18 protein-coding genes are annotated in these 24,646 nt (G+C 61.3%); 7 read left to right on the top strand and 11 right to left on the bottom strand.

Annotated elements, in window-relative coordinates; all coding sequences use genetic code 11:
* Positions 1 to 100 precede the first annotated feature (100 nt).
* The gene (locus tag PXH66_RS14000) at positions 101 to 580 is read right to left on the bottom strand and encodes a cupin domain-containing protein (RefSeq protein WP_330929173.1); all 480 of its coding nucleotides are present in this window, start codon (positions 578 to 580) and stop codon (positions 101 to 103) included.
* Between the two features lie 93 nt (positions 581 to 673).
* Here PXH66_RS14000 and PXH66_RS13995 point away from each other — a divergent pair, with 93 nt between their 5' ends.
* Positions 674 to 1,222 (top strand): cupin domain-containing protein, encoded by a 549-nt coding sequence (locus tag PXH66_RS13995; protein ID WP_330929174.1) that lies wholly within the window; start codon positions 674 to 676, stop codon positions 1,220 to 1,222.
* 134 nt (positions 1,223 to 1,356) lie between these two features.
* Here the strand turns inward: PXH66_RS13995 and PXH66_RS13990 are convergent, their stop codons facing one another.
* Positions 1,357 to 2,775 (bottom strand): DEAD/DEAH box helicase, encoded by a 1,419-nt coding sequence (locus PXH66_RS13990; RefSeq protein ID WP_330929175.1) that lies wholly within the window; start codon positions 2,773 to 2,775, stop codon positions 1,357 to 1,359.
* 110 nt (positions 2,776 to 2,885) lie between these two features.
* Between PXH66_RS13990 and PXH66_RS13985 the strand changes: the two genes are divergently transcribed.
* The 3 genes from PXH66_RS13985 (at position 2,886) to PXH66_RS13975 (ending at position 7,535) form a co-directional block, all read left to right on the top strand.
* Positions 2,886 to 4,595: a DEAD/DEAH box helicase gene (locus PXH66_RS13985; protein ID WP_330929176.1), complete on the top strand. Its 1,710-nt coding sequence runs from the start codon at positions 2,886 to 2,888 to the stop codon at positions 4,593 to 4,595.
* A 187-nt stretch (positions 4,596 to 4,782) separates the two neighbouring features.
* A complete protein-coding gene (locus PXH66_RS13980) occupies positions 4,783 to 5,400 on the top strand; it encodes an HNH endonuclease (RefSeq protein WP_330932049.1) in 618 nt (205 codons plus the stop codon).
* Positions 5,401 to 5,549: 149 nt separating this feature from the next.
* Positions 5,550 to 7,535 (top strand): immunoglobulin domain-containing protein, encoded by a 1,986-nt coding sequence (locus PXH66_RS13975; protein ID WP_330929178.1) that lies wholly within the window; start codon positions 5,550 to 5,552, stop codon positions 7,533 to 7,535.
* On the opposite strand, the gene PXH66_RS13970 is transcribed toward PXH66_RS13975, so the two are convergent.
* The 7 genes from PXH66_RS13970 to glnD all read right to left on the bottom strand — a co-directional run bounded on the left by PXH66_RS13970 (position 7,520) and on the right by glnD (position 18,411).
* Positions 7,520 to 7,939 (bottom strand): hypothetical protein, encoded by a 420-nt coding sequence (locus PXH66_RS13970; RefSeq protein ID WP_330929179.1) that lies wholly within the window; start codon positions 7,937 to 7,939, stop codon positions 7,520 to 7,522. The genes PXH66_RS13975 and PXH66_RS13970 overlap by 16 nt on opposite strands.
* Before the next feature lie 4 nt (positions 7,940 to 7,943).
* The gene (gene glpQ, locus PXH66_RS13965; protein ID WP_330929180.1) at positions 7,944 to 8,921 is read right to left on the bottom strand and encodes a glycerophosphodiester phosphodiesterase; all 978 of its coding nucleotides are present in this window, start codon (positions 8,919 to 8,921) and stop codon (positions 7,944 to 7,946) included.
* Entirely contained in the window at positions 8,918 to 10,996 is a 2,079-nt protein-coding gene (locus tag PXH66_RS13960) for an alkaline phosphatase D family protein (protein WP_330929181.1), read from the bottom strand. Before PXH66_RS13960 ends, glpQ begins: the two co-directional genes overlap by 4 nt.
* A gap of 11 nt (positions 10,997 to 11,007) precedes the next feature.
* Complete coding sequence (locus PXH66_RS13955) at positions 11,008 to 13,395, bottom strand: TonB-dependent receptor (RefSeq protein WP_330929182.1); 2,388 nt, start codon at positions 13,393 to 13,395, stop codon at positions 11,008 to 11,010.
* 151 nt (positions 13,396 to 13,546) lie between these two features.
* A complete protein-coding gene (locus tag PXH66_RS13950; protein ID WP_330929183.1) occupies positions 13,547 to 13,747 on the bottom strand; it encodes a hypothetical protein in 201 nt (66 codons plus the stop codon).
* A 59-nt stretch (positions 13,748 to 13,806) separates the two neighbouring features.
* A complete protein-coding gene (locus PXH66_RS13945; protein ID WP_330929184.1) occupies positions 13,807 to 15,516 on the bottom strand; it encodes a GAF domain-containing protein in 1,710 nt (569 codons plus the stop codon).
* Positions 15,517 to 15,603: 87 nt separating this feature from the next.
* A complete protein-coding gene (gene glnD, locus PXH66_RS13940) occupies positions 15,604 to 18,411 on the bottom strand; it encodes a [protein-PII] uridylyltransferase (protein WP_330929185.1) in 2,808 nt (935 codons plus the stop codon).
* A gap of 291 nt (positions 18,412 to 18,702) precedes the next feature.
* Here glnD and PXH66_RS13935 point away from each other — a divergent pair, with 291 nt between their 5' ends.
* The 3 genes from PXH66_RS13935 (at position 18,703) to PXH66_RS13925 (ending at position 23,807) form a co-directional block, all read left to right on the top strand.
* Positions 18,703 to 20,106 carry a hypothetical protein gene (locus tag PXH66_RS13935; RefSeq protein ID WP_330929186.1) on the top strand — a complete coding sequence of 468 codons (1,404 nt, stop codon included), beginning with the start codon at positions 18,703 to 18,705 and terminating at the stop codon, positions 20,104 to 20,106.
* Between the two features lie 157 nt (positions 20,107 to 20,263).
* Entirely contained in the window at positions 20,264 to 23,002 is a 2,739-nt protein-coding gene (locus tag PXH66_RS13930; protein WP_330929187.1) for a valine--tRNA ligase, read from the top strand.
* A gap of 82 nt (positions 23,003 to 23,084) precedes the next feature.
* Positions 23,085 to 23,807: a phosphoadenylyl-sulfate reductase gene (locus tag PXH66_RS13925; protein ID WP_330929188.1), complete on the top strand. Its 723-nt coding sequence runs from the start codon at positions 23,085 to 23,087 to the stop codon at positions 23,805 to 23,807.
* Between the two features lie 18 nt (positions 23,808 to 23,825).
* On the opposite strand, the gene PXH66_RS13920 is transcribed toward PXH66_RS13925, so the two are convergent.
* Positions 23,826 to 24,071: a hypothetical protein gene (locus tag PXH66_RS13920; protein ID WP_330929189.1), complete on the bottom strand. Its 246-nt coding sequence runs from the start codon at positions 24,069 to 24,071 to the stop codon at positions 23,826 to 23,828.
* A gap of 17 nt (positions 24,072 to 24,088) precedes the next feature.
* Complete coding sequence (locus PXH66_RS13915; RefSeq protein WP_330929190.1) at positions 24,089 to 24,619, bottom strand: dihydrofolate reductase family protein; 531 nt, start codon at positions 24,617 to 24,619, stop codon at positions 24,089 to 24,091.
* Positions 24,620 to 24,646: the final 27 nt, after the last annotated feature.

Raw genomic sequence — 24,646 nt, 5'->3', positions numbered from 1 at the left:
AGCAGTTCCTCGCCCACGTCGTGACTCACTGAATCGCGTTTGGCGGGCTGGTTTAGTGGCAGGAACAGTATGCCAGGGCGGGCTGACCTCGGGGACGCCTCTACTCTTCGCCGTCGAAGTAGTTCAAATTTTCCGACCGAATGAGCCGCCGTTCCGGCGAGCGCACCAACCATTTGCCGCTGTCGGGGTAGTGGCAGGATTCGCCGATCGGGTTGTCGGCGACGACGAAGAGCACGATTTCCTGTTCATCGGCCGCCCGGATCTGGTGAGGTTCGCCGGGTTTAAAGAGAAACGCGTCGTCGGCCCCCAGTTCCGTCACGCCATCGGCATGGCGAACCGAGCCCCGGCCACTGATGACGTGGAAAAATTCCCATTGGGCGGAATGGGAGTGGTAGGGACAGATGGCCTTGCCCGCGGGCACACGCACAACCTCGACATCGAACGGGTGGCGTTTGAGCAAGTCGGTCGAGGTTTCATCACGGCCGAGGGCGAGGGACAATCCTTGGTAGACAGCGCCAAAAGTTCCTTTGGGCGAAGCAGATGTTTCCTCGGCAATATCGCGCAGGTTCACCTTGTTCATGGAGGGGAGGCTGGAGGAGGGATAGGCGCGCGGCAATCGCATTGCACGGGTTCGTGCGTTGACCGGGTGGGAGCAACCGCGATGCTGAGAGACATGCTGGAATCGCATGAATTTTCGAGCGAAACACACACGGCGGCCCAAGTGGTGAAGGCGCTGGATTTGCAGCCGCTGGACCAGGAAGGCGGCTATTTTCGGCGCACGGCGGAGTCGGGTCTATGGGTGAAGCAGGTGGAGAGCACGGCCGAAGCCACGCGGGCGTATTCGGTCATCTATGCGCTCTTCACGCCGGACGCGTTTTCGGCCCTGCATCGGCTCACCACCGATGAGATCTGGTGCTGGCACGCGGGAGACTCGCTGGAGTCGCTGCGGCTTTACCCGGACGGCCACGGTGAGTGGGTGCTGTTGGGCTCCCATTTGGCCATGGGAAGCCGACTGCAGGATGTGGTTGCAGCAGGAGTGTGGCAGGGCACCAAGTTGGTGGCCGGGGGCCGTTGGGCACTGGTCTCCTGTATCATGGCGCCGGAGTTTCGCTGGGAGGATTTCGAACTCGGTGACCGGGCTGAACTGGCGCAGACGTATCCAAATTGGCGTGACGCCATCGCCAATGTGACGCGAGCAAACCCGCCCGCCGGGGAAAGGTAGGGCGCGTTCGCCGAACGCAGCCGCAGGCTGTCGGCCCGCCTGCCGGCCCGAATCGCGTGTAGGGGCAGGCGACGAACGAGCGGACTGGACTGAGGGGCAGGAGCGGACGGCTCGGCGAGCCGTCTCTACCGGTTTTACCGGCCGCGGCGGAGGCGGCTGGCGGGCTTGCTCGGGCGGGGGGCGTTTGACGAACCCTTGGGTTTGCCCGCGGAGGGGCGTGAGCCTTTGGGCGCTTGATTGGAGCGAGGACGATTGCCGCCTCCACTACCACCGCCGCCACCGCCACCGCCACCGCCTTGGCGACCGCCACCAGCACCACCTTGGTGACCACCACCGCCACCACGATTTCCGCCGCCGCCTTGACCACCGTTCTTGCCGCGACGGGGGTTTTTGAAGGGTCGGCTGGTGTCGACCACGGGGGGGCGGCCGCGTTCGTAAGCGAAGTCCTCGAGGGTGAGTTGCGGGATGCGGGCGCCGATAAAACGTTCAATGTCGTGCACGTCGCCACCTTCTTCGGGGATGGCCAGCATGTAGGCATCGCCGACTGCCATGGCGCGGCCGGTGCGTCCGATGCGGTGCACGTAGTCTTCGGGGTTTTCCGGCACGTCGTAGTTGATGACGTGCGACACGCCGGAGACGTCGATGCCGCGGGCGGCAATGTCGGTCGCGACCATGATTTCGTAGCGGCCGTTTTTGAAGCCTTCGAGCGCGGTGGTGCGTTGACCCTGGGAGCGGTTGGCGTGAAGCACCGCGACGGAATGCTTGGCGGACTTGAGCTTGCGGGCGATGCGGTCGGCCCCGTGTTTGGTGCGTGAGAAGATGATGACGCTTTGGAAGTCTTCCTTCTCCAGCAGCGCGAGCAACAGATCGAATTTCTGGTCGTAGGCGATCGGGAACAGCGCGTGTTTGACTGACTCATTCACGGAGCGGGTGCGACCGATGACAACGCGGGCCGGGTCGCGCAGAGCAAACTTGGCGACTTCCTCGATCTCGGGAGGCACGGTGGCCGAGAAGAACAACGTCTGGCGGGACTTGGGGCAGAGCTCGACGATGCGTTTGACGTCGCGGATGAAGCCCATGTCGAGCATGCGGTCGACCTCGTCGAGGATGAGCACCTCAATGTCGCGCAGGTCGATTTCCTTTTCCTGAATGAAATCCATCAGGCGGCCCACCGTCGCGATGACGATGTCGCTGCCGTTGCGCAGGGCTTCGCGTTGGCGGCCGTAGCCCACGCCGCCGTGGAGCACGGTGGCGGTCATGTCGCCGAAACGGCCGAGATCGCGGAAGGCGGTTTCGACCTGGGCGGCGAGTTCGCGGGTCGGTTCGAGCACGAGCACGCGGGGGTTGCCCCGACTGTGTTTACCGAGGCGCTGCAGCACGGGCAGGGCGAAGGCGGCGGTTTTGCCCGTGCCGGTCTGAGCCGAACCAATGAGGTCGCGGCCCGATAACACGATGGGAATGGCACGCAGTTGGATGGGCGTGGGATCGCCATAACCCATGGCGAGCACGCCCTGGACGAGATTGGCATTTAACCCGAGTTCTTTAAAAGGCATGCCGCGAGGCGGACGGTTTTTTAGGGGAATGCGAGGGAAAAGTCAGAACGGAGTGCTCAGCTTTATTTAATTCTGATCGCTTGCGGGGAAATGCCACGGTAGGGCAGGTTATGGAAAAACGTAAATTTGCGGAGCTCGGGCTCTCCCCCGAAGTGCTCAAAGCCGTCGACAAGATGGGCTTTGAGGAGGCTTCCCCGATTCAAACCGCTGTCATCCCGCTGTTGCTGGAAGGCCGGGACGTCGTGGGACAATCAGCCACGGGCTCGGGCAAAACTGCGGCTTTCGCTATCCCGGCGATCGAGATGGTGGACCCTAAATTGAAGCGCGTGCAGGCCCTGATCCTGTGCCCTACCCGCGAGTTGGCGGTGCAGGTGGCCGAGGAGGTCAACAAGCTCGCCGGTTTCAAGCGCGGGGTCATGGAGGTGCCGATTTACGGCGGTCAAAGCTACGAGCGCCAATACCGGGCGCTGAAGGCCGGGGCCCAGATCGTGATCGGCACGCCGGGTCGCGTCATGGACCACATGGAGCGCGGCACGCTCGCGTTCGATAATCTTAAAATGGTGATCCTCGACGAGTGTGACCGCATGCTCGACATGGGTTTCCGTGACGACATCGAGCATATACTCAAGACCACTCCTCCGGGACGGCAGTCGCTGTTTTTCTCGGCCACCATGCCGAAGTTGATCCGCGACATGATCAGTCGCTACACCACGAACCCCGCCTCCGTGGAGATCAAGGCGCAGGCGCAAAACGCGCCGTCCGTGGACCAAGTGTATTTCGAAGTGGACCGCCGTTCCAAAGTCGAGGCGCTGACGCGTTTGATCGATCTGCACGACTTCCGCCATGGCATCGTGTTTTGTTCGACCAAGATCATGGTCGATGAGCTCAACGAGCTGCTGCACGCGCGGGGCTACGCCTGTGACCGTTTGCATGGCGACATCTCCCAAGTGCAACGCAATCGCGTGACGGAGAAGTTCAAGCGCAAGGGCTTTGAATTTCTCATCGCCACCGACGTCGCCGCTCGCGGTTTGGATGTCGACGATCTCGAAGTCGTGTTCAATTACGACCTGCCCAACGATGGTGAGGACTACACCCACCGCGTCGGTCGCACGGGTCGCGCCGGCAAATCCGGCCGCGCTTTCACGTTCGTTTCGGGTCGCGAGATCTACAAGCTGCAGGGTATGATCCGCTACGCGCGGCTCGACATTCGGCGCGAGCGCATCCCTTCGCTCGATCAGGTCGAAGAGGCACGCGAGAATGCGTTTTTCGAAAAACTCCGCCGCACGTTGGAAGAGGGCAAATTTGTGAAGCGCGAGCGGATGATCGACCGTTTGATGGAGCAAGGCTACTTGAGCACCGACATTGCTTCGGCGTTGATTCACATGATGAACGCCGGCGCCGAGCCCAAGCCCGCGGCACCGGCCCCCGCTCCCTCGCGAGGGGGTCGGGATGACGACCGTCGCGGCGGTGGCGGCGGCGGCGGATACGAGCGCGGTGGTGATCGCGGCGAACGCGGGCGCGGTGGTTATCCCGAAAAGGAAGCCTATGATCGTCCGGGCCGGACCGGTCGGGAGTCCGGTTACACGACGGTCTTTTTCAATGTCGGCCGAAAGCAAATGATTACGCCGGCTGATCTGGTCGGCAAAATTGCCGGTGCCACGCGACTGCCCGCCAACATCGTGGGGGCGATCGACATCAAACAGCGGCATGCCCTCGTCGATGTCGCGGATGATGCCGTCGATGTCGTGCTGCAAAAGCTCGCCGGGGTCCGCATGAAGGGCGTCACGGTGCAGCCGATTCCGGCGGCCGAGGCCGGTTGAGGCCCGGCGCGGAGGCCGTCGTTCTCGTTCTCTTTCCTCTTTAACCTTTCTCCCTGTGCGTCGGGCGGGGTTTCTCTCGTCGGCGATAAAGATAAAGAGGAAAGAGAACGATGAGGGGGTCGTGACGCACTCGTCACGGCGTGTTTCTTGACACGTCTCCGGTCGGTCACTACTCCGGGGACCCGACATGGAAGCCGTCTTGGAACAACCTGTGTTGGTTTTAAATCGCCTTTGGCAGGCGGTTAACGTCATCGGCGCGAAACGCGCCTTTGGGCTGCTCGCGAGAGGGCACGCTTCCGTGATCCATCACGCGACCGACGACTTCCGCGTGTTCTCGTTCATGGATTGGATGGATTTCTCCGTCGATAATCCCCCGCTTGATGAGATGGATGCGGTGCACACGCCCAACACCATGGTGCGTTTGCCGCGGGTGATTTTGCTCACGTTTTTCGACAAACTGCCGCGCAAAGAGATCAAACTCACGCGGGGTAATGTTTTCCAGCGAGACAAGGACACCTGCCAATATTGCGGCCGCATATTTAAGCGCGAAGACTTGAATCTTGATCACGTCATCCCGCGCGATCGCGGTGGGCGCACGACGTGGGAGAACATCGTGTGTTCGTGCATCAAGTGCAATTCGCACAAGGCCAACCGGCTGCCGCACCAGGCGCACATGCGGCTCATCCGCAAACCGGTGCGACCCAAATGGCGGCCGGTCATTTCGCTCGTGCTGAACAACAAACAACGCGAGCGCTGGAAGGACTTCCTCGACCTCGCGTATTGGAACGTCGAGTTGGAAGAGTAAGGCGAATCGGTTTGAGACGCGGTCGAAGCAGGAGTGGTCCGCCGGGGCCGAGAGGAATGTGTTCTTGAACTATTATCCCTAATGCCCTGATAGTCAAAGGCATGTCCGAATTACCCCTTCGATCGCTCGCGTCTTTTTTGATTAAACTAGTGATACTCGGAGGACTCCTGGCGGGTCTGGTCGGTCACGCGCAATCCCTGGAGGGTGATTGGTTCTATCGAGGAATCTACGCGGAAGGACGAGGCGGTCCCCAAAAGCAATACGACCAAAATTTCGATGCGGGCACGATGAGTTTTGAGGAGACAGGGGAAGGTGCCTACCGGGTGACGGTGGTGGACCCCGAGGAGACTCAAGTATTGGACCTCACCTTGGAGCGAGTCGGTGATATCTATTCCGGCGTATTGCCGACTGATTCTGAGCCGAATGCCACGGTGCGCGAAGAAGTGCGGATCACGCTGCATGGCGAATACGCCTCGTTGGTTTCACTCACCTGGAGAACGTCGAATGAAGCCGGCTTGGAGGGGCAGTCCTTCGAGGGCAGTTCGGCGGTGTATATCCTCTCGCGAAGCGCCTTTCCTTCGCAAAGTTTGGTGGGGTTTGAAGGGGAGTATGCCTATCGCTTGAATGGACAGGCAGCCGTTTTTGAGGAGTCCGACCGGAGAGCTTTGGTGGATATTCCTTCCATCAGTATGCGCGAGGTGGGCGGTTTCATACAGGCGAACTATCAAGGCAGCACGTTGAGTTATGATGTGATCATGGGATCCGACCCGCTGGGGGTCGCAGGAGAGACGACCCGGGCCCTAGCCGGTGTGGCGGTGAACACCGGTGCCGTGCAGATCGATCGACATGAGCTACGGCGCTATGCGATGGCGGTTCAGCTCAATGATACGGATGTGGCTTGGATGCAGTTCGCCGTGCAAATGGGCACGGTTAACTCCGGCACCACGAATCAATACTACACCCTGATCAGTGTGTCTGCGGTCGCAGGCGTGGCCGAGCGCACGATTGCTTCCCGGCCGGAGTTTACTCGCAATCTGCCGGCCGAGGTAGCGGTCTTGGCAGGGGGCGATCTGTTTCTTAGCGCGGAGGTGACGGGCGTTCCGACGCCGCAATACCAGTGGTATTTGTCGACGACGACGGACATGCCGTCTTTTGAGCCCATTCTGGCGACCGACACGCGATTCGAATTCGATTCGATCAATAATACCTCGTTGTCGTCCACACCGACACTGGTGTTGCGCGAAGTGACCCCGGCCATGGACGGTTACCAATTTGAGGTCGAGGCCATCAATGCATCCGGAGGCACCCAAAGTGTGCCGACGACGTTGAAAGTGCTGGCGGCACCGACGGCCCGGCTACCGAACCTCTCGGTGCGCACGACCTTGGCATCTGCTCAAACCCTGGCGGTGGGATTTGTGATGACCGGCGGCAGCAAGCCGTTGTTGGTGCGTGCGATTGGCCCCACGTTGGGCAGCTTCGGGGTGGCCGGTGTCATGCCCGATCCGCGTCTGGGGTTCAACAACGCCAGTGGCGTGGAGATTGATGCGAACGATGATTGGTCAGCGAGTCTGGCGACGACGTTTGGTGAACTAGGTGCCTTCGCACTGGATGACGGGAGCAAGGATGCGGCTTTGCGCGTCGATCTGTCCGGACTGGGCACCGTCAGTGTGAACGGACCGGAAGGCGGAACGGTTTTGGTCGAAGTTTACGACATCGGAGAAAGCAATGAAACGCGGTTGGCCAATGTGTCCGCTCGCAACCAAGTCGGCACGGGGAATGACATCTTGATCGCGGGTTTTGTAGTGAGCGGAGACGATCCGAAAAACATGTTGATCCGGGCCGTGGGACCCGGCTTGGCCAACTACGGCATCACGGGCTACCTGGGTGATCCGTTGCTGAAAATCTACAAGAGCGACCCGGCGGACCCGAACAATGCCCTGTTGGTCGCATCCAACGACAATTGGTCGCTGGGGCTCAAATCCAGTTTCCAAAAAACGGGCGCGTTTGACCTCACGTCATTGAGTTTGGACGCGGCCTTGGTGGTGACGTTGGAACCGGGGGCTTACACCGCGCAAGTCAGCGGTGCCGACGGTGGGATTGGCGAAGCGCTGGTGGAAATCTACGAGTTGCCCTGACCCGGCCGAGAGGCGGGCGACTTCCGTTTTCGCGCCCGCTTCATCGGCGGAATGATGCCGACGCGTTCGTCGCCGGCGCGGGCGCGCTGCACCAGCCATTGGGCGTCGGTTTCGAAACTGTCGGCGGCCTCGGGCAGGTAGAGCCATTTGCCGAGAATCTCGTGCGGGGCGAGCGCGGGGCGGTCTGCGATGAGTGACGGTTGGTGTTCGCGTTCGGTGGGCACGAGCACGCCGCGCCACGGTTCTTCTTTGTCGGCGAGAAAGAGGATGAACCGACCGTGCAGGTAGACCGCTTTGCCGCCGAACATGGCTTTGATCAAAAACGTCGGTTCATCCTCCAATGGCTCCACGAGCCAGAGATGACGGTTGAGGCGTTTGACGACGGGTTCGCGACGGGAGGGCACGCGCTTAGTCAGGGCGCGATGGGGCGAGGAACGCAACTGCTCGGTCGGTGTGATCCGTAAACACGCCGTCGACACCGGCTCCGTCAAATAGGAGTTCGAGGAGCGTATTCATGTCGGTGAGGCCCGGGGGAAGGGCATCGGCGCGCACCGTGTAGGGATGCACGACCAGCCCGAATTGATGCGCCAGATTTACGGTCGGTCGGGGCGTGCCGTCGTGGTATAGCACCTGACCGATATGCGGTCCGATACCTTGGGCATAGCGAGCAACACGCGGCAGGTTGGTGGCGGTGAGAAGGTCGACGTTGTCTTGCCCGACGAGCTGCACAAAACGAAGCGTGGTGCCGGTGCTCTCGCGCAGGCGAACCAGTTCATCGGCTTCGAAGCACTGCACGAATGCCGGATCGTTGGCGTTGGCGTAACCGTATTTCGCAAGGAGGGAAATGAGTGCGGTGCCGGGGTCTTTGCCCTCGGCGTGATGCCACGACGGCGCCTTGATTTCCGGATATACCCCGACTCGGCGTGAGGTGCTGCGATTGAGTCCGGCAATGAGTTGGAGTTGTGCCTCCATTGTGCACAGACGAAACGCGGCTGGCGTAGCGGGAAACCGTGCCGGGAAAACGGGTTGATCGGTCGCAGGGTTAAAGCGCTCGCGGACGGACAGGGACTTGAGCTCGGCCCAATCGAAATCCACGGCGTAGAAACGTCCGTCGGCGCGGTGACGTTTGGGAAAGCGGCTCGCGACGTCGGTGGTGGTATCGATATGGATATCGTGCAGCACGACGAGCACGTCGTCCCGCGACATGACCACATCCTGCTCGATGTAGTCGGCGTGCAACGCGTGAGCGTAGGCCGCCGACTCGAGCGTGTGTTCGGGCAGGTAGCCACTGGCGCCGCGGTGGGCGATAATCAGCGGCGGAGTGCCGTTCAAACTGCTGATGAGGGCACATCCGGCGACAAGAAGGGAGAGGGGGCGAAGCATCATGCGAGAGGGAACGGGAGTTCACCCTCGAACGAGGGCGCGGATAGTTTCGGGGCCGGTTGGTCGCCGGGCCAGGCGGGCAATTCGAACCGGGCGCGTCTCTGAATGAGCGCGCCTTTTTCTCCGCGGTCCCGATGGGGAGGCTCGATACCGATGTGTTCGACGTGAATGCGATCCGCGGCGATGCGCACCCGCGCGACGCCGTAGGCATGCGTGTCGCAATACGCGAGGTGACGGTTTTGGCGAGGATTGCGGGCGGACAACGCTTTGCCCAAGTCACCGGTTTGGGCGGCGGTCATGGCTGCGGCGGTGCCCCAGAGAAAGGACGTGTTGAGGTTGTCGGTTTGCGCTTCCGGACGGCCGAAGGGGCGAGCGTCGAATGTTGTCAGCGGTCGCAAGGGGCTATCGGGTTTGGTGTAGCCGAGCACGCCTTCGAACACGCTTTGGGAACTGATACCCGCGACGGCGAATTCGGCTCCGACCCAATGTGGAGCATCGGCATCGAAGTCCGGCGCGATCGAGCCGGCGAAGTGGGCATGGTGATCGCCGGTCAGGGAAATGAGATTCGGGATGTTCTCGTCGGCGACGAACTGCAACAGCTCCGCTCGCTCGCTGGGGTAGCCGTCCCAGCAGTCGGTGGTGAAGGCGAGCTCCGCGCCTTTGGCTGGATCGAGGTGGTGAAAGTCGAGCCGGAGCGGCTGCAGAGGCAGGGAGTTGCCCCAGATTTTCCAGGTGGCGTCGGAAGCTTTGAGTGTCGATTTGAACCATGCCTTTTGCGCTGCGCCGAGCATGGTGCCGGCGGGCGCGTGGCGGTTTACGTTGGGGATCCTTTTATCCGGACCGAGCGGAATCTCGGCCGGAGGGTTGCCGCCGTTGAACGTGCGGCCGGCGTCGAAGATTTTGATAATCTCCCACGGGGTGACGTAGCGGGCGGAACCGGAAATCTGTTGGTTGAGCTCCGCGGGCACGGGATGGGCGGACCGGTGCGAGCGGGTATCGGTGACGACGAGTTCGACATGTTGGCCGTAGCGAAACGACCGGTAGATCGACAGGGTGGCGAGGGCCTTGAGGTTGTTGGTTTCCTGGTCCAAGCCGTGGTCGTCGACACGACCGGAGAGTGGCGCGTTCTGCACCGAAGCGGGTTTGAAATCGTGGGCCTGGTTGGAGATGCCAGCCGAGCCGGAATGGTCGGACAGGACGGCGGGGATGAACTCGAACCACGCTTGATTGGCGGCGACTTTGCGGCGCTGTTCGGCGAGTGGTTGGTTGGTATAGGTCGAGACCGACTGCCAGCAATCGTCGGAGAACTCGTGGTCGTCCCACGTGTTGATGAACGGCCAGCGGGCGCGGGCGGCGCGCAGATCGGGATCGCGGAGGTAAGTTTTGTAGAGAAACCGGTAGTCTTCGAGGGTGACGGCATAGACGCCGCCGGCCCATTCGGGCGGGGTGCCGCCGCCGCTGGGCAGGCTTTCGATTTTGCGCGTCTCGCCATAGCCGAGCGCCTCGTAAATGAAGTCGCCGAGGTGCAGCACGAAGTCGAGTTGATCGGCCTCGGTGGCGGCGAGGTCCTCATTGAGGAGGGTGCGCCACGCGTGGTAGTAGCCGCCTTCGTAACTCTGGCAGGACGCGAAACCGAGGTTGACCGGACGGTCGGCGGTGGCGGTGGGGGCAGTGCGGGTGCGACCGAGCAGATCGGTCACATCGGCTCCGGCGCGGAAACGGTAATAGTAGCGGGTGTCGGACTGTAGCTGATCCACGAATACACGAACGGTGTGATCGCTGCCGAGTGTTGCCAACACGGTGCGTTCGGCCACTACGCGGCGGAAAGTGTCATCGGTGGCGACCTGCAGGACGAGCGGAATGGGCTCGGTCTCGCCGGTGAGTGACTCGACGCGCGTCCACAACATGATGCTGTCGGGCGTGGGGTCGCCGGACGCGAGGCCTTGCGGAAAATGGAAACGCCCGGCGGCGTGCTTACCCGTGGCGGCCCATAGTCGGGGTGAGCCGGGCATGGCGGCGGAAACGGCGAAGCAGCCGGCGCCTTGGAGGAAGCGCTGCAGAAATTGACGGCGGTGCATGGCGGCGCGAGTTAGTAGTTGAAGGTCGCGCTCACGCCCCAGAGGCGCGGCGAGCCGGCGATGAACGTCGGAATGCCGAAGGAGCCGCCGGTATTGCCCGCATCGATGAGGTAATCCTCGTCGGCGATGTTTTCGATCCAGCCGGTGAGCTCCCAGCGCCCATTGACCGAGCGCCAGCCGGCCCGGAGATTGACGAGGCTGTAACCATCCTCGCGCAGGGCGAAGTTGAAGTTGCCGTTGTTGTCGTCGAAGAAGTGCTCGGACTTGTATTGGTAAACGGGCGTGAACCAGAACTGGCCGATGCCGTCGACGGGCAGGGTCCACGTGAGACCGAGGGCGAAGGTGTTTTCGGCCGTCAGGCGGAAGCTGTAACCCGCGAATTCCTGCGGTCGGCCGTTGTCGCCGGTGTCGTCGAACGTGGCATCGGTGTAGCCGTAGCTGGCGAACACGCTGACGGATTCGGTGAGGGCGCCCTGCACGGCAAGTTCGGCGCCGATGCCGGTGGCGTTGCCGGCGTCGGTGGTGATGAACCGGCCGGGTTGGGCGGGGTCGGCGATGGTAGTCTGAAAGTTGGCGTAGTCGTAGGTGAAGGCGGCGGCGCTCCAATTGAGACGACGGTTGGCACTGACGCCCTTGACGCCGATCTCGTAGTTCCAGACGACCTCTTCCTTCAGGTAAGTGGCGGGGCCGGTGGCGCTGATGGTGACCGCTTCGGGGCGACGACCGCGGGAGACGCTGGCGTAGGTGCTGGTGGTGTCGTTGAGCTCGTAACGGGCGTTGAGACGACCGACCCAGCCGGTGGAATCGTTGGTTTCCTCGCGCACTCCGTTGGTGGGCGTAAAGGCAATGTTCTCCCCGGCGCCCAGAATGAATCCCACGGTGGCGGGTGTGGCGCTGACGCGGTGGGCCTCGTAGCCCGAGGTGATGTCCTCGGCAGTGAAGCGAAAACCGCCGGTCAACTCGAAGCGGTCGGTGACACGGTAAGTGCCGTCGACGAATACATCGTAGGCGGTGGTCTCACCGCGGGCGGAATACTCCTCGACGTGGGAACCCTTGAGCGGGACGCCGGCGAGGAACGCCAAGCCTTGCAGACTGGGAGGCAAGGCGGGATTGGCGAACGCGGCCATGCTCGCCGGATAAGCGGTGACCGGCACGAACGGATTCACGGCGGGGATGGCAAACTCGGCGAGGGCGGCGGGCACGCCGGCGGCGATGATACCGTCGCGAAACGAGCCGGAAAGGAACGGCCAGATCTGCTGCTCATTCCCGTAGAACGGCACGCGTTGCGTGCCCTGCTCGCGAAAGAGACCGGCGCCGACGAAACCGATGAACGGTCCGCCGTTGTCGAAGTTGAAACGAAATTCCTGGCTGAATTGATCGCCGGTGGCGTCCTCGGCGAATTCGAGCAAATCGACGAACGAGCCGTCCGCATCGAATTGCTCGAACGAATCGAATTCCCGATAGCCGGTGATGCTGCTGAGCGACCAGGTGTCGGTGAGCTTGGTATTGAAGAGCAGGGTGCCGCCCCAGACGGAACGATCGATGTAGAGGTCGCGACCGCGGTTGAGGGCGGCGAACGTGTAGGGGGACGTGTCGCCGCCGGGAGGCGCAATCGTGCCGCTCTTGAACGACGTGCCGGGGGGATTGTCGTTTTGGTAGTTGAAGATGAAATCGACCGTCGTGTCGCCGGTGGGTTGCCAGCGGAAGGACGCGCGCAAGGCCGAGGTCTCCTTGCCATTGAGGGTCGAACCGTCGGCCACATTGTCGATGGTGCCGTCGCGTTGAGCGGCGGTGAAGGCGACACGACCAAAGAACGTGTCCTCGATGATGGGGGCGTTGAACATGCCCTCAAAAAGGGTGCTGCCGAAACTGCCGGTCCCGGCGGTGAGCCGCATCTGGGTGGCGTTTTGGGCTTTGTTTTGAATCAACGAGACGGCGCCGATTTCGGCTCCGCGTCCGAAGAGTGTGCCCTGCGGTCCCTTGAGCACTTCGACGCGTTCCATGTCGAACAGCTCGACGACGCTGCCGCGCGAACGACTGATGGAGACGCCGTCCTGGAAGAGGGAAACGCGGGTCTCGCTGCGCGGGTCGCCGCTATCGGTGGTAACGCCGCGGATGTTGATGCCAGGGTTGTTGGGCGACTGCTCCTGCACCATGAAGCCGGGGACGAACGGAGCGAGGTCCTTGTATTGCCGAATACCGAGGGCTTCGAGAGCTGCCCCGGAGTAGGCGGTCACCGGAATCGGCACGTCCTGGATTTCCTGCACGCGAAATTGGGACGTGACCTCGACAGCCTCGAGTTCGATGACGCCATCCTGAGGCGCCGTGGTCTGCGCCCAAAGGGCGGCCGGAAACAGCAGCGGCACGGACCGCGCGAAGAAGTGGGCGATTTTTGGCATGGGGCGGATAAGTGGTCACCCGAACCAAGGCGCGCAGAAGGCGGGGCGGTCAATGCACCGGCGGGTGCTTCACTCGAACTTCACCGCAGCGTAACCACAAGGACACATGACACCGGGTCGGGTGGAAAAACGGCGACGATGGCGCGACGTTTTAACGAGGGAATTTTTGCCGACCCAACAGCCAGATCGTGGCGGCGGCCAGCAGGTCAATCACCGCGATGAAAATGCGCAGCGGCTTGGGAATCACACCCGGCAACACAAGGATGATGAGCGCAAAAAAAATCAGGAATCCTACGGAGAACTTGAGGAGAAAGAGTTGGCGACGTGGGTCACCGTGAGGCGGTCGGGACATGGGGGAAAACGCGGAAATTTGGAAACGTGGAAAAGTTGAAACCGGCGGGGGTGGTCGGCCTAGGCCAAGGGCAGGATGATACTCATGGTGGTGCCCTCCGGACCGGAAGCGCGCAGATCGATGTCGCCGTGGTGGCTGGCGAGGATGCGCTTGGCGATGGCCAGACCGAGACCGGTGCCATCGGGACGACCGGACAGAAACGAGTCAAAGATACGGTCGCGCATCTCGGCGGGGATGCCGGGGCCGGTATCGGAAACATCGATACGCACGAGGCGATCGCCCTCGGGCGGGTGCTCCGCCGTCACGCTCAGGGTGATGCGGCCGCCGTCGGGCATGACCTGGGTGGCGTTGATGAGCAGGTTGAGCAACACCTGCTGAAGCTGGCCCTTGTGCACATCGACGATCAGGGACTGCTCGGGGGCGTCGTAGTTGAGCTGGATCTTGCCTTGGGTGAGTTTGAGGCGAATAAGCACCAAGGTGTCCTCGATGATGTCGCTCACGTTCCAGCGGGAATGCAGGCTGGAGGGCGCCTTGGCGAAGTTGAGCACCCGACTGACGATGGCTTCGAGTTGATCCAGCTTTTCCGTAATCACGCGCACATCGGTCTTGCGCGGATCGCCTTCGGGGTAGTCGAGGCGCAGCGTGCTGAAGAGGAGCTTGAGCACGGTGAGCGGGTTGCGGATCTCGTGCGCGATCTCGGCGGCGAGCAGACCGAGCGTGGTGAGCTGCTCGTTCTTGCGCAGGGTGGCCTCGCTTTGAAAAACGCGGGCGTAGAGACGAGAATTTTGGAGGGCGACGGCGCCGAGACTGGTGAGGGCGCGGGCGAGACGTTTTTCGTCGTTGTTGAACCGGTGAACCACGGACGTGAACACGACCAGCACGCCGATGATCTCTTGCTCAATCGCCATGGGCGTGGCCAGCATGGAGCGCAGATTCGGCTCGCGGGGGAGATCGATCACATCGACGAACTCGGGAGACTGAATGTCGGAAAACTCGACGGAACGCTTCGTATGAATCGCCGAGGATACGAGACAGGTGTCGAGGGGAAGCTCCTCGTGGGGGAGTTGGGTGGACTCGGGACCGTCGAAGGCGACGAGTCGGGCGGTTTGCGCCTCGGCGTCGTGGAGGTAGAGCGCGCACGCCCGGGAGTTGGTGATGGTGCGGGCGTCCCGCGTCATGCTCTCAAAAAGCTCCTGCGGCTCAAATTTGGAAACCAGGGTTTGGCCGATCGAAATGAGGGTGGAGAGCTGGCGCTCCTTGCCGCGCAGATTGAGCAGTTCCCAGTGGCGCTCCATTACCGTGGTGGCTTCGGCGGTGAGGGCGAGCATGAGCTCGAGATCCATGTCGTTGAAGCCGCCCACGCGGTCGCCGTCGACGTTGATAACGCCCATAACCTGGCTGTTGGCGCCGATCATGGGAGTGACCATTTCGGTGCGAACATTTTCGCGGACGCGCACGTAGCGCGGATCGCGCTCCACGTCCATGACCAGCTGCGGGCGACCGTGAAAGGCGACCCAGCCGGTGATGCCCTGGCCGAGACGCAGTGAGAGGCTCTCGTTGGGCGTGCCGTCGCCTTTGTCGGCGATTTCGATCTCCAGCTTACCGGTGTCGGGATTGAGCAGGGAAATGTCGCCCGACACGGCCCCGAGGGCATCGATCACGATTTTAAGGATCGCATGCAGGATCTGACGCGGTTCATCGCGACGGCCGGCGAGCGTGCTGATGCGATAAAGGGCGGGAAGAGTGCGAGGGTCGGCAGGGAGCTCCACGTGCGGCAGTGTGGCGAGACCGGGGCCGCCGGGGCCAGTCTAAGTTGGAGCGAAGTTGCCGAATGCGCGGCCGGAATTTTTCCGGTGTTATGAGGCGTGGGCGGGGGCGCGCGGCGTGACGATGAGCTTCAGGGCATCCTGCAGGTTTTGCAGACGCTGCGGATCACTGATCGGGCCTTCGCTCACATCGACGATGTAGAAGGTGTCGATCGCCATATGTCGTTCCGTGCCAATGCGGGCGAAGGTGATGTCAAACTGATGCTCGCTGATGGTGCGGGCGACGCGGAAGAGCAGGCCGATTTGGTCCGGGGCCTGCACTTCGACGATCGTTCGCTCCATCGAAAGTTCGTGGTAGATATCCACGCGAGGGGGGAAGGTGGCGTGCACCATTTCGGCCCGACCATTGTCGCGGGTGTAGCGACGAGCGGAGGCGGCCTGTTCCGCGTGGGCCACGATTTCGGGCAACAAGTCTTTGTCGTGAAGCAGGGCGGCTTCGAGCGTGTCGTCGAAGATTTGCCGCACCTTGTCACTCTCCACGGGACCGCCGCCCGGCTCGGTGACGTAGAACGTATCGATGGCGATGTGGTCGCCCCGGGAGGCCACTTTGGAGGAAAGAATGGAAAGCCCGGCCACATTGAATGCGCCGGCAAGTTTGAAGAACAGGCCGGCCCGGTCCCAAGTCACGATGTGGACAACGGTCAGCGAGCGGTTGAGATCATTGCGCCATTCGACCACCGGGCGCAGCGAACCAATGGATTCGGTCGCGGCGATGGTTTTGAGCAGTTGGTTGACCATGTGGAGATGCAGCAGGATCTCGGCTTGGTCGGTGTTGAGGAAGTAGCGGTCCGGCAGCAGGTTGAAGTGCGCGGAGATCTCGTCTTCGCTGACGCCGGGCACTTGGCGGGCAATGAGTTCGTGACGGATCATCTGGAGGCGTTTCCGATGACGTGCGGCAATGGCGTCCCCGTGAACCAAATACTCCAGCGTGCTGCGGTAGAGTTGTTGGTGGAGCGTGTCCTTGTAGCTGTTCCACAAATCCGAGGCGGTGCCCCGGGCGTCACAATAGGTGTGCACGTAGAGATAACGGAGCAGGTCGGGCTCTGAAATCGTCTCGGCGAAAGCTTCAGCAGTGGCGGGATCATCCACATCCCGTTTCTGCGAAAACCGTGCCATCACGAGGTGATTTCGAATAATAAAAGTAACAATATCGCGTTTGGACTCATCGATCTCCAAACGGGTGAGCAGAGGCGTGGCGATTTCCACGCCGGATTCGGCGTGGTGACGGATGCCTTTGGCCTTGCCGATATCGTGCAGCAGCAGAATGAGATACAGCAACTCGGGCTCGGGGGTTTCCCGCAGGGCGGCCCGGTATTTTTGCGTGCTCGGATCGTCGGAGGAGAGGATGTCGTCGAGCTCGCGGATTGTATTCAAGGTATGAATATCGGCCGTGTAGCGGTGGTAATATTCGTGCTGCACCAGACAGGTCAGGCCATCGAACTCCGGAATGAAGCGCCCGAGCACGCCCAGCTCATGCATTTTGCTCAGCGTCGGGTGGACCGAGCCGGCTTCCTGCAGGATCGCCTTGAAACTGACGTTGGCATCGGGCGATCTGATTACGTCGCCGGTGATGAGGCTTCCGTTGTCGCGGATGAGCGACTGCAGGTCGAAGTGCAGGGTCGCGTCCAAGCGTTGGGCGTGGCGAAACACGCGAATCATCCGGTCGGGATCCTCGGCAAAGACGCGCGAGCTGCCGGCGGAAAGTTCGTTGCTGCGCAGCAGGAAACCATCGATGCGGCGGACCTTTTCGTAGCGGCGTGACCGGATGATATCGGCGAAGGAGAACTTCGCGTCCGGCGGAGCTTCCAGATTGAGTGCGAGCCGGTTTTCGACGATTTTGGACGTCCGGTAAATGGTCTGGGCGGCGCGGTAGTAATCGCGCATGAACAACTCCACCCGACGCAGCAGTTCCGGCGCGGTGTAGCCGAGGCCGAGGGCGATGCGAGGTTGGGCTTCGAGATCCAGCAGGTCAGTCGGGCGCTTGCTTTGAAAATGCAGTTCGGCGCGCACGCGCAGGAGAAACTGGTAGGCGCGCTGAAAGGCCTTCAGCTCGTTGGGGCGGATGTATTTCTGCGTGACGAGCTCGTCGATGTCGTCGATGTCGAGCTTCACGCGGGCGATCCAGATGGTGTTCTGGTAGTCTCGTAGTCCGCCGACGCCGTTTTTGATGTCGGGTTCCTGGAGAAAAACGGTGCCGCCGTATTTCTGGCGTCGGTTGGCTTGGTCCTCGAGACGCTCGGTGAGATACTGTGCAGGGTTTTCCCGCGTGTAAAAGCTGCGATAGGAGGTCGCAAACGTCTCGTATAAGCTGGCGGAACCGGCGAGCAGACGCGATTCGAGCAGGGCGGTTTTGGATTGGATCTCGGTGCGGGCCTCGCTGAAGACTTCGTCCAGGGTGCGCGTGGAGTGCCCGACTTTGAGGCCGCAGTCCCACAGCGGGTAAAGGATCTCCTGCGTAAGATGTTCCTGCAGCGGCTGCACCAACGACGCACGGGTCTTGGCGGGGAAGAGGAACATCAGGTCGATGTCGCTCAGCGGACTCAGTTCCGCGCGACCGTAGCCGCCCAGTGCGATCAGGCTGACCGAACTGGGGAGTTTACCGTTGGCGCGTTCCCAGGTGCCGAGGGCGCACTCGAAAAGTTGCACCAGCATCACATCGACCGCGTGGGCCAGTTCGGCGGCGGTTTCGGTGCCCGGCGCGCCGGAGTCGTGACGCATTTTGAGCCGGCTGGTCTCGAGTTGGAGGAAGTTTTTGCAAGCCGACGTCCGATCCGCGACGGAGGTGTCGCCGGTAAAGTTCAAGCGTTCGAGGGCGTGTTGCTGAGTGAGGTCGGACATCGGCAGGCAGCCGGAACGATCCGTTGGAGTGGGCCTACCGTGCAACGTCCAAGTTTGGCCGTCCGGACCGAAGAAAGCGGTGCCCCGCCTTATTTTTGAAAGATCGCGAGGTATTCGGCCGTTATAGGCGGGAGAGGCTTCGCCGGGTCGGTTTTTAACTGTTCCGGCATGCTTGCTGGCTCCCGCCGTGGTGCGATTTCGCATCATGTTTACCCCCGCCGAACGACTCCGTGACCGGAGCTCGGATGCATCTGCGTTTATTCGCTAAATCGTTAAACCCCAGCTACCAACATGTATGCTTTAAATCAACACCGGTGCGCCGTCATATTTTTCGGCGCCCTTTTCATGGGGAGCCAGGCCGGAGTGCTGGCCCAGGATTCGCTAAAATCCACCCTCGAGACGCTCTACCAGGAAGAACAGGGACTTCCCGATTTCCCTGACTTCGGATTCATGCTTTCGGCCGACAGTTACCACGATCGAGTTTTCGTGCTGGCCCAGGATTTTCCGCAGCGGAAACCCAAAATGGATGCAGGCGTGAAGCGAATTCTGGACATCGACTTCGAAACGTCGTGGCGCGACTACATCATGGAAGTGCGTCGCTACGTTTTTGAAGGCAATGCGCGGCCCGATGGCATCGAAAACTCGTTCTTTCTCGAAGATAACAAAGTGCGGGATTGGTTTCATGTCCCGTGGCAGCACTGGGGCCCAACCGGTCGCGAAGGCTTTCACGGGCTCACGCAGGAAGGGCCGATCAACGAGCGGATGCTGGGGCCGCAGCAGACGCAGGTCAGTCACGCCTATGCGGTCGGTTTTTATAACGACTTGGGGGGATATAAGATTGGCCAAGTCTGGGCCGATCCCGGTGATCCCAATCTCGCGGTCATGGCCGGTGGCAAGGGGTTTCCCATCGGCACGGTGGTGGCCAAATTGCTGTTCACGACGTTGGATGAAACCCAAGTCCCCTACCTGACCGATCCGGTGACGTGGCAGGCCTACGTTTATGCCAAGGATGTCGACCCCGCGCTGCCGTCGACCGACACCTCGCGCATGCAGGCAGGTGTGCAATTGATTCAGATGGATATCATGGTGCGCGACCCGCGGGCCGACGAAACCGGCGGCTGGGTGTTTGGCACCTTCGTTTATAACGGTGAGATGGGCGAAAAAAACCGCTGGGCCAATCTGGTGCCGGTCGGTCTCATGTGGGGCAACGACCCGGACGTGAGAGTCAACCTCTCCAACCCGACTCCGACCGTGACCCGGCAGAATCCGGCGCTGAAGGAAACGAAGATCAACGACCGCAAAGAATTACCTCCCACGCATTTGGGTTGGGGATTTCGCCTCAATGGTCCCGTCGATAATCCACTTTCGAGCTGCATGTCATGCCACAGCACGGCGCAGTATCCCGTCGTCACTTCGATCCTGCCGTTTCTGAACAATCCTCCCGCCAATCCGCCGGCCAGCCAAGGGGCGCCGGCCGACGATTACTGGATGCAGTGGTTCCGTAACATCGACTGTGGTCACCCGTTCAATCCCGGTAGAGCCATCGCGCTGGACTACAGTTTACAGCTTTCGAAGAGCATCGAGAACTTCGTCGAATACAAAACCCAGATCGAACAAGGGCTGTATTCGGTGCAGTATTGGGAAAACGGCAACGACGTGCATCGCGGCACGCTGAAGACGCCCGCCAAGCCGTAGGCGTCCGCTTCACCTCCACCGCATCATCTCGGTTTCGATGCCGCGCCGGTCCCGCAATTTCGGGCCGGCGCGTTTTTGGCGTCCGAGCCCCGCGACCCGTCTCAGCGCTTGCCAGAGTCAGCCGCGGGCCGTTCGGTGGGAGGTTCAATTTATCGCCATGCCCGAGATCACCAAGAGCTACGAAGCCCAAGACGTTGAAGCCAAATGGTATGCCGCCTGGCAGCAGGCCGGCTGCTTTGCCGGAGCAGCTGCCCCGGGGCAGGAAACCTATTCCATCGTCATCCCCCCACCGAACGTGACCGGCATTCTGCACATGGGCCATGTGCTCAACAACACCCTGCAGGATGTGTTGATCCGCCGCGCCCGCCTCGAAGGCAAAGCCGCCCTGTGGATTCCTGGCACCGATCACGCCGGTATTGCCACGCAGACGATGGTCGAGAAGCATCTCAAGAAGACCGAAGGCAAATCTCGCTACGATCTCGGTCGCGAGGCGTTCCTCGAACGGGTCTGGGACTGGCGGCACGAAAAGGGCGACAAGATCCTGCAGCAACTGCGCGAGTTGGGCTGCTCGTGTGACTGGGATCGCACAAATTTCACCATGGATCCGGCTTACTCGAAGTCGGTGCTGACGGCGTTCGTGAAGCTTTTCCAGGGGGGACACATCTATCGCGGCAAGCGCATGGTCAACTGGTGTCCGGCATCACTCACGGCATTGTCCGACGAAGAAGTCGAAATGCGGCCGACCAAGGGCCACATCTGGCGCATTCGTTACGAGTTGGTTGAGCCGGTCGGCGAGACGACCCACATCGTGCTCGAAACCACGCGGCCCGAAACGATCGGGGCCGACGTTGCCGTCGCGGTCCACCCGAAGGACGAACGTTTTGCGGCGCTCATCGGCAAGCACGTGTGGCGGCCGATCGGCGAACGCGTGGCGCTTCCCATCATCACCGATGAGATGGTCGAAATGGAATTCGGCGGCGGAGCGCTCAAAGTCACCCCGGCGCATGACAAGGTCGACTTTGAGATCGGCCAACGCAACGGGTTGGAGGTCATCGACTGCTTGGAGCCCGACGGCACCCTTAACGCCGCCGCCGGTCCCGAATTGGCTGGCATGGAACGTTTCGCCGGACGCAAACGTGCTGCCGAGTTGCTCGAAGAGCGGGGCAACCTCATCGAGGCCAAGCCGTATGAAAACAATGTCGGCTACTCGCAACGAGCCGGAGTGCCGATTGAGCCGCGCCTGATGCAGCAATGGTGGCTGCGCTATCCGCGCGTCGAGGAAGCCAAGCAAGTCGTGCGCGACGGGTTGGTGCAGTTGCACCCGCAACGGTGGACCAAGGTTTACCTGAACTGGTTGGAGAACATTCAGGATTGGTGCATCAGCCGCCAACTCTGGTGGGGCCACCGCGTCCCGGTGTGGTATCGCAAGGGTATCGACAAGGAGACCTTGACGGAGGCCGATCTGCAGGATCCGAGCAAGATTCACGTTTCGCTCGAAGGACCGACCGACCCGGAAAACTGGGATCAAGAGGCGGATGTCCTCGATACCTGGGCGTCGTCCTGGCTGTGGCCCATGGGCACGCTCGGCTGGCCCGATCCGGAGGCGGAAGCCAAGTCGAACTTCGACGCGTTTTACCCGACGACCACGTTGGCCACGGGCGCGGACATTATCTTCTTCTGGGTCGCCCGCATGATTATGGCGGGTCTCGAATTCGCCCGCCCGGGAGCGCCGGTCGAACAACGCATCCCGTTCAAACATGTCTATTTCAACGGCATCGTGCGCGACAAGCAGGGGCGCAAGATGTCGAAGACGCTCGGCAACTCGCCCGACCCGCTTGATCTCATCAAGTCGTATGGGGCCGACGGCCTGCGCTTCGGTCTGTTGCAAATGGCTCCGCTCGGTCAGGACGTGAAGTTCGACGAAAGTCGGATCGAGACCGGCAAGAACTTCTGCAACAAACTCTGGAATGCGTGCCGCTTCCGCACGATGAGTGGCGACATGAGCGACAACCGCTCGCTCGACGCCATCCTGGCGCGGCTTGATCCGGCTCAGTTTGACGAAGACGATCACGCCATTCTGGCGGCGCTGCTCGACGCCATGCGCACGTTGGAAAAGAGCTTCGTCGAGTTCGAATTCGCGGCAGCCACGCAAAAACTGTATTCGTTTTTCTGGAACGATTTTTGCGACTGGTATGTGGAGGTCGCCAAGACCCGCGTGCAGGATCCGGCGGTCAAGGACCACGCGCTGGCGGTGCAGGACTTGGTCATTCGCCAGTTCCTGCTGCTCTTCGAGCCGTTCGCTCCGTTCATCGCGGAGGAATTATGGAGTCAACTGGGTTACGGCGCGGAAGGCACCTTCCTGCAGGACAACCGACTGGAAACGGCGGCGGATCTGGCGGAGGCCATCGCATCCCGCGGTGCCGCCGTCGACACCGGTGCGTCCGTGCTCGTCGATCAGTTGAAGCAGTTCACGTCGCAGGCACGTCAGCTCAAGGCCGACCAAGCGGTGGCCCAGAAGCGCGACGTCACGTTCCAGCTCGTTGCCGACGACGCGGGGTGGACGGCCGTCGAACCGCACCTGGCAAAGCTCGTCCGCCTCATCGGCACGGAATCGATCGCTCGCACGGCTGACGAACCGGCCTTGCCCGCGATCGTGACGCCGTTTGGCACGTTGTATTTGGATACGGGCGTCACAGTGGATCCGGCGGCGGAACGCGCGCGTTTGACCAAGGAACTCGCTCAACTCGGCAAACATATCGCCGGCACCAAGGGGCGCCTCAGCAACGAGGCGTTCGTTAGCAAAGCACCACCCGCGGTGATTGACGGGGCCAAGAAGCAATTAGCCGACCTCGAAGCCAAAGCCGCGGAAGTTGAACGATTACTTAAGGCGCTGTAGTTCAATGAACTATAGTTAATTTATCAACAAACTCATAAAGCGGACTTTACTCCGCGGATAAATGACGCAGGTTGCGACTGTCATGAGTGCAGCCACCGCCGTCGCCACCCGTCCGTCCGAGCCTGAATTGGAAGCTTTGGACGCAGCTGCCCGGGTGCGCTGGGCCGTGGATACCTATGGTGAGCAACTGATCCTCACGACGAGCTTCGGGGTGCAATCGGCGGTCATGTTGCACCTGGTCACGCAGGTGGCACCGCGCATTCCGGTCGTGTTCATCGACACCGGTTACCTGTTTCCGGAGACCTATCGTTTCGCCGACGAATTGACGCGCCGTCTCGATCTCAACCTCAAGGTTTTCAATCCCCAACTCTCGGCCGCGCGCCAGGAAGCGATGTTTGGCAAGCGTTGGGAACGCGGGGAAGAGGAGCTCAAGCAGTATAATCTGATCAACAAAGTTGAGCCCATGGATCGAGCCGTGAAGGAGCTCGGAGCGACGGCTTGGTTGGCCGGTTTACGCCGCAGCCAAGCGAGCACGCGGGAGCAGTTGCCGGTGGTGCAGAGCCAGAACAAAGTCACCAAAATTCACCCGATCATTGATTGGGACAACCGGGAGGTGCATCGGTATCTCACGCAGCACGATTTGCCGTATCATCCCCTGTGGGAGCAAGGTTACGTCTCGTTGGGCGACTGGCACAGCACCACGCCGTTGTCGGCGGGCATGTCCGAGGAAGACACGCGCTTCGGTGGCCAGAAGCGCGAATGCGGTTTGCACGAAATCAGCGGCCAGCCTGACTTCCAAATCTGAGTCGGATCGAGCCGGGGATCAGGCGTCCGCTGAATCGGTTTTGTTCGCCTCGTAGGCTTTTTTGACGGTGAGCACGAGGGCCGTGCCGGGAGCCCAAATTCCGAAATAGAACCCCAGCGTCTTTATCCCGAAGACACTCATTTCACTGGCGGAACGCTCCGTCTCGAAAAACAGTCCGGCGACGGGAAAAACCACGGACCCCAACACGGCACCGACGACCGTGATGCCCAACGTCCAAATAATAAAATAACCAAGCCAACGCATAGAAGAAAGGGTATGGTTCAGCGCTGCACGGTATAGCGCAACACGATCGAGTCACTGTCGGGAAGTCTTTGGTGGTCGCGCAAGGTCAGCGAAAGATCGTGCCGTCGGCCGACCAGCGGGGTGCCTTGACCGAATATTCGAGGCTCGATGGTGGTCCATATCTCGTCGACCAACCCGGCGTGGAGAAAGGCATCGTGCACCTGAGCCCCGCCCAGCACGGCGCAGTTTTTACCGCCCGAGGCGGCGAGCGAGGCCACGATGGATGGTGGTTCGGCGGCACTGAATTCCAAGAGCCCCGGACGGATATCGGCGCTAAACCGCTCGGGCTGACGCGTCATTACGATACGACGGCGGCCGTTGGGTTTGGCGGCCAGAACCACGTCGCGTATCACTTCGTAGGTCGCCCGCCCCGTGACGCTGCAATCGAATTCGCTCAGACAGCTTCGAAACCATTTCTGGTCGGCAGCCGAAGCCCAGGCGACGCCGGGATCGTCATGACGGGTGATGAAGCCGTCCAAGGACTGGGCGACGATGAGAACGAGACGCATGGTTGGAAGTTGCATTCACCACCCCGC

The organism is Synoicihabitans lomoniglobus (assembly GCF_029023725.1).
GTDB lineage: Bacteria > Verrucomicrobiota > Verrucomicrobiia > Opitutales > Opitutaceae > Actomonas > Actomonas lomonigloba.
This window is presented reverse-complemented; position numbering and strand designations above follow the sequence as displayed.